4 protein-coding genes are annotated in these 7,804 nt (G+C 40.8%); 1 reads left to right on the top strand and 3 read right to left on the bottom strand.

Features of this window, described 5'->3' with window-relative positions; all coding sequences use genetic code 11:
• Positions 1–200: 200 nt before the first annotated feature.
• Positions 201–2,849, bottom strand: a complete 2,649-nt coding sequence (locus tag C7B62_RS23090) for a CHAT domain-containing protein (protein WP_233220117.1) — start codon at positions 2,847–2,849, stop codon at positions 201–203.
• Positions 2,850–2,911: 62 nt separating this feature from the next.
• Positions 2,912–4,639, bottom strand: a complete 1,728-nt coding sequence (locus tag C7B62_RS23085) for a ShlB/FhaC/HecB family hemolysin secretion/activation protein (RefSeq protein ID WP_106243070.1) — start codon at positions 4,637–4,639, stop codon at positions 2,912–2,914.
• A gap of 296 nt (positions 4,640–4,935) precedes the next feature.
• Here C7B62_RS23085 and C7B62_RS23080 point away from each other — a divergent pair, with 296 nt between their 5' ends.
• Positions 4,936–5,460 carry a COP23 domain-containing protein gene (locus C7B62_RS23080; protein ID WP_106243067.1) on the top strand — a complete coding sequence of 175 codons (525 nt, stop codon included), beginning with the start codon at positions 4,936–4,938 and terminating at the stop codon, positions 5,458–5,460.
• 31 nt (positions 5,461–5,491) lie between these two features.
• On the opposite strand, the gene C7B62_RS23075 is transcribed toward C7B62_RS23080, so the two are convergent.
• Positions 5,492–7,543 carry a tetratricopeptide repeat protein gene (locus C7B62_RS23075; RefSeq protein WP_106243064.1) on the bottom strand — a complete coding sequence of 684 codons (2,052 nt, stop codon included), beginning with the start codon at positions 7,541–7,543 and terminating at the stop codon, positions 5,492–5,494.
• Positions 7,544–7,804 lie beyond the last annotated feature (261 nt).

Raw genomic sequence — 7,804 nt, 5'->3', positions numbered from 1 at the left:
AAACCTTCTCTCGATCTAGAGCCGAAAGAATTATTGGCACTACCTTCTGCTACTTTCTAACTTTGTCGAACTCACGTATAACAATACGCACTTGTATTAGGACACTTGTTACTTGTTACTTGTTACTCGTTACTTACAAGCAATTGACTTTTCTATCCTAACCTAATCTTGTAAGGCTATAGTACCGCCATTAATCCCTGTTACTGCCAATTACCAACTAAAACGTAAGCAGCCCAATAATAAGGATGAGGAGGAAGCTGTTTAAGCTCTGATAGGGGTGGATTGGCGCGTAAAGATTCAATCAAAAATAACTGGGCTTGTTGTAGAGCATCAACTTTTTTGGTGGCGGGATTTGACAACTGACGATAAAACTGGCTCATCAACTTACTAGTTGAACTATCTTCCACCGACCATAAAGATGCTACGGTGCTGCTACCAGAACGTACTGCTACCCCAGCTAGTCCTAAGACGGCCCGTTCATCTCCCGTTGCCGTATCACAGGCGCTAAGTACGATTAACTCAGGTTTGGTGTTGCTGGAGTTGAGCAGGGTACTAAAAGCATCTAGATCGATCACATTGCGATCGCCAGTGACCAGAAAAGTTTGCTGGGGATCTGAACTAAATACCCCGTGGGTAGCCAAGTGGATGATAGGAAAATCTGCTTGTAGTTGTTGTTTAATTTTCTCAGCCGTAAATTCTCGATCTAATAGCTGTCGCGATCGCGGAAATATTGTTTCGATTTGTTTGAGTTCTTCGGGAACATTGTTTAACGCGGGGAAGATTTCTCCTTGAATTTCTACCTGCTGACTTAATCCTGCTGCTAGTACTTTGAGTTTGTTTCTGGGTTTTGATTGGGTGTTGAGCAACTGTAAACTGGGAGCTAAGACCACGCTATGCTTTTCTAAGAGATATTGCTTACCGTCATAGAGTGCTGCCATCGGTACATTTTGTAATTTACCACTGGGGATAAAGACCAGAGTTTCGATTTGATTTGAGCTTAATTCGCTTTCTATGGGTTTAATCAACCAACGGTATATTTCTTGCAGATTGGGTAAGAGGGCTTGAGTATTCTCGATTACTTCTCTAGGGTTAAGGGGAGTGGTGCTAAAAATATTCACTGCCGAATTATTGATGCTCTGGTTATAGAGGCTATCGTATAAGGCATCAAGGGTGCGATCGACCTCCTTGCTCGAAACATTGGTCGTAAACAGTTTTAGTGGTTGACCTGCCATAGAAAGAATTACCTCTAGGCGATCGCTTAAGACAATAGGATAAATGACTGCTGCTTGAGGGTCTAAATCATCAATAGTTATAGCCAGATCAGCCGTTGGCGAACAAGGGTCTTGAAAAAAGTTATCCAATTCGGCAAGTTGGAGTGATTCGATTACTCGACGAGCTAATTCTAAATTATTCTGGTCAGTAGTGTTTGCGGTATTACTTACGGTTATAGATTTGGTCAAACTAGCCTGCCGATGATCTGATAAGAGTAAATTTGCCAAACGCAAATAAACGGGCTTAACTTCCTGGCGAAAATTAAATTGAACTACCTGATTATTGGTATTTAAATCGGTGCGCAAAGACTGGAGAGTATTAAAGGCTGAAGTGTAGGCAGCGATCGCCTCTTCTCTTCTCCCTGATTGTTCTAACAGCAATCCTAATTGAGACTGCCAAAGGTAGCTGACCTCGCGTGCATCATTATGAACATTTTGTGCTTCTGCCAGGGCTAAAGCTTGATTTGTCAGAGCGATCGCTTGATTCAATTTTCCTTGTAAACCATAATTCTGACCCAAATAGCCTAAAGCATAGCTTTCTCCCCGTCGATCCTTGATTAGCTGTGACTGTTGAAGCGCCTTTTGTAAGATTGATTCGACCATATTGATCTGTTGAAGACGAGTCAAGCTTTGAGCGTAATTAATCTGAGCATAAATTCCCTGATGAGTCGCTGGCAGCTGTGGTAAGTTAGCGCCGATCTCAGTAATTAACTTGGTTGTTTTGTCTGCTAGTTCAGCACTCAATGCAGCCGAAAATTTTTCCGCCATTTCAACTGAGGCTTCTTGGTCAAGCCGTTGCCATGATTGAATACGTCTTTGGGTTTGCTGTTGCCACCAAGTCTCAAGTTCAATCAGAAGGGATAAATGATTGAGCTGTGCCTGAGTCTGAGTTAGTAATTGCGTATGTGGTTCGCGAGCAACCTGGGAGTAAGTTTTAAGTGCAGTTAAATAGGGTTTTAAGGCATTGTTGGGGTCTTGTCGGTCAATAATTTCGGTAATATACTCATAGTTCCAGCGATCGCGTATTTGATTGCCTAATGCTTGGTGAATGTTACCTAATGCCAACAGAGTTGCCCCCGATTCTGAAGTGTTACGAGTGCCCACAACACTAAGCTGCATAATTTTTTGCGCCTGAGTTAGCATTCCTTTCTTTTGTAAAATAATGCCCAAGCTACGTAAACCGATGCCTTCAACAAGAGTAATTTGAGCTGGTTGTTTTAGTTGAATTAACTGTTCAACCTGAGCAGTATTGCATTGACTATCTTCTAAGTTAAAAGCCTGAAGCAAAGTAATACAGGCACGAGGATATAGCCCTAAGTCTTGCAATACTTGAGATTGATTGATTAGGCTGGTAGTCTTGCCCAGGCGATCGCCTTGAGCCTCAAATGCTTTGGCTGCTTTTTGCCAAGTCATAGCTGCTGGTACTAGTTCCCCCATCTGATAGAGCCGTTGCGCCTGTAAAGATAATCCTAAGCCATCGGATTGAGACTGTGCTGGGAAATGAACAGCTACTGCCAACCAGGCAGAGAGTATGACAGTTGAAAGGCGACGCAGCAGTAAAGATCGATCACTTAGCATTAACCATGAACCATTAACTAATTTTGACTTGATTTGACTTCGTGAATATTGGCGAAATTAGACTAAAAAAAATCGTACTGTAACTGTAGATAAACTCCCTGTTCCTGCAAGGAACTACGTTGATCGTCACGATTAATCAGAGGAACACCCCAGTCCACCCGCGCCGAAAATTTTTCTGGTGTTTGTAATAGTAAACCGAATCCAGCACCGATTAAAGTATTCACTTCTGCCTCTTGATCATCATTATTCCAACCAGTGCCAAAATCAATAAAGGGGGCAAACTGTAAAGTAGCGTTAATTGGCTCAAAATTAGCTATAGGTAGGCGAAACTCTGCACTAGCCAAGAACCCACTGTCAGTAAGCAAAGCATCTTGACGATAACCTCGAACTGTTGTCGCCCCGCCCAAGCTAAATTGTTCTGTAGATATTAACGGATCGGCAGCTAACTGCAATTCTGAGCGTAACAGCATTGTCGGCCCAAATTCTTGCTCTGTTTCACTAAGAGATCGCAAATAAGAAAACTGCCCCCGCCAGCTAAAGAACTGACTATCGGGTTCATCGTTGAGGATCGTCGCATCAAAAATATCAACCCCAAAATTAAACTGTGAACGAGCCGAAATTACCTGCTGACGATTACGCTGAAGCCATTCTTGTCCAAAGCTTACGACTGAAGTACGAATTTTTCCATCTTCAGTTGCACCAGGACTTAAACGTTCGGGTTCATTCATAATTGTGCTATTACTCGCTCTTTTCGCTGCTGTGATGCTGAAAGCTAGTTCTTGAAACCCCTGGGGAGTGACTGTTTGTATTACAGGCTGTCGCCAAGTCAAATCATAGTTGCGAGATTCAATATCGAAATCAAAATCTTTAAAAGAAGACTGGACAATTTCATTTTGTCCCCAGCGAAAATTGAACTCTAGAGAACCATCTTTAGCGTTAAGAGGAAAAGTATAGCCACCACCAAGCTGATTGCTGCCTTCGGTATTGTCGTAAGCCAAGCGAAAGCGATCGCCAATTCCTAAAAGATTTGCCTCCTCCAGCTGAATTCCTCGCTCAAAAGTGCCAATACTCAGATTGCGATTATTATTTAGCTTGGCTTGCAAACTAAAAGTATTGGCGCTGTTTACAGACACGCTCAGAATATTAGTTCCTGGTTCAATCCCTGCCGACAGTTCCGCATTTAAACTTTCAATCAGCGGGTTAAGCTGAAGCAACTGTAGTGCTGACTGTAGTTGATTAATATTTAGAGGGGTAGTGACTTTTTGAGTAAGGCGATCGCGGACATAGCTTTCTTTTAGTCTCCCTACAACATTAATTTCAATTGCAGCTAAACTACCTTCAACGATCTGAATTTTGACTTTGCCCGATTTTAAACTTTGTTCGGGAATATATGCTCCAGTAGTGATATACCCCTGACTCACATAAAGCTCGGTAATCTGATTGGCTGCCTGTACTAGTTGAGCAAAAGAAACGGGGCGGTTGCTAAACTTGGCGATCGCTTGATTTAATTGTGCTGGGCTAAATACTGTGTTACCAACAAACTCAAACTGTTTAACCGTGATCTTGCCTGGAATATCCAGCACCGAATCAGGAACTGGTGGACTTGGAATTGTCTTAAACGGATTAGGGGCAGGAGGCAAGGGTGCTGGCTGATCGGGCTTGATTGGTTCGGGGGTTAATGGTTCAAAATTTTGAGCCTTGGCTGACTCTAAACACCAAAAACCAGATGTCAAACAAGCTGCGTAACTCAAAATTTTAGTTGTTTGTTGGACGCTAAAGGTTTGACCCATAGCCAAAAAATTTAATACATGATATGAGTCTGAATTTCTAGTCAAAGATTAATAAAATATCAAGCCAATTAGTAGTTTAAGGGTTAATGACTAGCATAAAAGTCATCAGTTAACTACTTTTGCTAGACTAAATTTTTCTATAAAATTACAATTTTTGCTATAATATCTTCTTACACAACTTACAGATTACAGCAAATTTGCTTTTTTAGATACAATCAGACAGACAATTTAGGCAAAGATATTTAGTTTTAACGATATAAACGATATTAAGAGCTAAACCTGACAACTAAAAAATCATGATCCAACCAAGTTATCTAGCGCTAGCAAATATACCATTGATTGCTTTAGCAGGCTCAGTTTTTCTGGCGCTTCCAGGACATGCTGATAGTCTGGTTAATGTCAGCTGTGAGCAAAAGGCATCTGTTCCTACGGTAACTGCAACTTTATCACATCAACAAGTTTCACAGGTAACATCTATACTCTCGTTTTTACCTCAGTATTTTGACAAGAGCCAGGCAGTTCAACAGTGCAAAAATACTGCTAAAAAGTTGCATACTTTTTATAGTCAAAATAGAATGAACTATCTTGCTAGCGACACCGTTAAGGGGAAGCCTGTAGTATGCGCGGTTGAACGTCGGGGGTTGAGTTGTGATAGTTATAACAGCGATATCTTATTTTCTTTAGAGCGATCAATTAGCCCTAGCGAACTTCTCTACAATATGCTGGGGGAAGATTTCAAAGGTTCTAAAGCACCTTCTGCTCGAACTGTAAGCCGAATCTATACCGACTTAAGACCATTGTGGTGGCCCTTTCCCTTTTAATTTGTCCACAGTCAGAGTTAATTAACTTAGCTTACAAGCTACACTGTTTTTTAGCTTCTCTAGCTATTTCATATTCAGGCTGAAGTTTGAGCGCACGATCAAATGCTGCCACACTATCAGAATTTCCTTTAGCTTGACACAAAGTTTTGCCTAAATAAAACCAAGTTTGCGCCTGCTGCATTTTAGTTAACAAAGGATTTTGTAACATCTTTTTAAATTCAGCCTCCGCTTCTTGAATGCGGTTTGCTCTACTCAAAGTGATACCTTTGCCCACGTGAGCGGGAAAATAATTAGGGGTATAGCTTGTGGCTCGTTCATAGGCAGCGATCGCCTCCGTTAATTTCTCTTGCTGGCGATAATTATTGCCTAAAAAAGTCAGTGCTACAGCGAATTCTCCCCCGACTTTACTTGCTCCTTCGGTTGCCTCGATTTGTTCTAAAATTTGTATTGCCTGCTTAATGGAGTCAATCGATCCCTGATTATTGTCTAAAGCAGCTTGAGATTCGCTTTTATTAATCAGAAAAATCGGATCGGTTTTATTTAAAGCGATCGCCTTGTCAAAAGCAGCTATAGCTTTTTGGTCTTGCTGCAAATTGTGAAAAGCTTCTCCCTGACAATTCCAGGCATAAACGGCAGTAGGTTGAATAATTGTAGCGGTAGAACAAGATTCTCGCATGTCTTCATATTCCTGCAATCCAGCCAAAGCATATCCTCGATTCGTCCAGGCTTGGAAATAATTACTGTCTATCTTAAGCAGCTGGTTATATTTTTTGATCGCTTCATTGTAAGATTTCTGGCTCAATAATTTGTTTCCTTGCTGAAAAGCTTTTTTAACTGTTATGCGTTTGGAAACGTTATTCAAAAACACACTGAGCAACCCAAGCAAAGTTAGGAGCAATAGAATATTTTTAAAGTTCGACCACCATTGAGATTTAGTTGTAGTGGTGGCGGATATTTTGACAATATCTGTAACATCATCTGTAACCTTAACAGAGTCAGAGTCAGCTTGAGATCGCAGGGCTTTCCCAGGCGCGAATTTACGGAGTGGAGTTTCTCTTACCTGACCATTTTGGCTGAATTTGCTATGATTTTGATGATATTGGGCTTGAGCGCTTAAACTTTTAATGACCCAGTTAAGATTAAATACAGACTGATAGACGCGGTTTGCTGTTACTAGCTTATGGTTCTGTTTCAGGACAATACCTGAATTCAGCAATTCCTGTTGCTCTCTACTATTGTCTACCAATACTGTTTCAGTCAATATCCGTTGATATAGTTGCAGTAGTTGAGGGGGAGAAAATTGCTGATTATTAAGCAAACGGCTTCTAATAGTTCTCAGGTGTGATTTTAGTTCATTATTTGACCAATTATCAATTATTTTAGTTTGAACCAGATAATCAATCTGTGCTTCTTCTTGCTGTGGTGTCAGAGGTTCAGAAGCCTGAGCAATTAAGGAAAATATCTTTTGAGTCAACAGCGAATGTCCATTAGTCCATGACAACACTCTCTCCCAAGTTTTTTCCGAATAAATCTCCTGTTCATCGATTTTGAATAATTTACGTTTAATCTGTAAAAAGCCTTCATGAACCTTTTGAGAGTAATCTTCATCTTTGTTTGAATCGATGGATTCGCCTAAAGAATTCTGAGATTGCTTAACAGCTAATTGCCGATCTAATGCTGCTGGGGTAGAACTAGATTTAGCTTGGAGATGGGTCAAGAAAAAATCAAGAGTTGCTGGTTTAAGCCAACCTTTAGCGATCGCTACTTCGCCAAATTTAAGTTTGCTGTTCTCTTGCTCAGCCAAAATAACCTGGATCTGTTCCTCGTCTAACAATGCAGCCTGCTTTAAATATTGACCAATCGGTTGCTGTGACTTTTTCGCCACTAAACTTGACCAGCGTTTAGCAAAAAAGTCGGCCGTTTCGGGGGAAATTTTCCCTTCTTTAGCTAAAATCTCGCCGATTGTCAAACTATTATTAGTCTGCTGTTGTTGTTTTTGAGCCTGGTTTACTTGTTCAGCAGATACCAAACCTGCCTGCTGTAAAATCGATCCTAAAGTTGCTTGGTTGCGAGAATAAGACACTATGTTCTACTAAAATTTTTATTAAGAATAAATAATCGATAGAGCGCCTAAGACGATTTGTCATGTCAGACGAAATTCACATAACTAAGAATAATCAATTTAGCTGAAAACGGCACGATTTAATTAGGTAGGTACGCTTCAGACCGAAGAAAACTTCAAGATCAGCATAGGTATTGAGTATCTTATGAAGTCTCCAGCGACTAAGCCTTTTAGGGCTGTAGTCGTGGTATCTGGTCAATCACCAGTGTAGGATTTTCCCAC

Origin of the sequence: Pleurocapsa sp. CCALA 161, from assembly GCF_003003995.1 — a bacterium.
Lineage (GTDB): Bacteria > Cyanobacteriota > Cyanobacteriia > Cyanobacteriales > Xenococcaceae > Waterburya.
Note: the sequence above shows the minus strand (reverse complement) of the source record. Positions and strands in the feature narration are given on the sequence as shown.

Coding starts and splice junctions, on each gene's coding strand:
- C7B62_RS23090 (WP_233220117.1), bottom strand. CDS start 2,849: ATGCTAAGTGATCGATCTTTACTGCTGCGTCGCCTTTCAACTGTCATA.
- C7B62_RS23085 (WP_106243070.1), bottom strand. CDS start 4,639: ATGGGTCAAACCTTTAGCGTCCAACAAACAACTAAAATTTTGAGTTAC.
- C7B62_RS23080 (WP_106243067.1), top strand. CDS start 4,936: ATGATCCAACCAAGTTATCTAGCGCTAGCAAATATACCATTGATTGCT.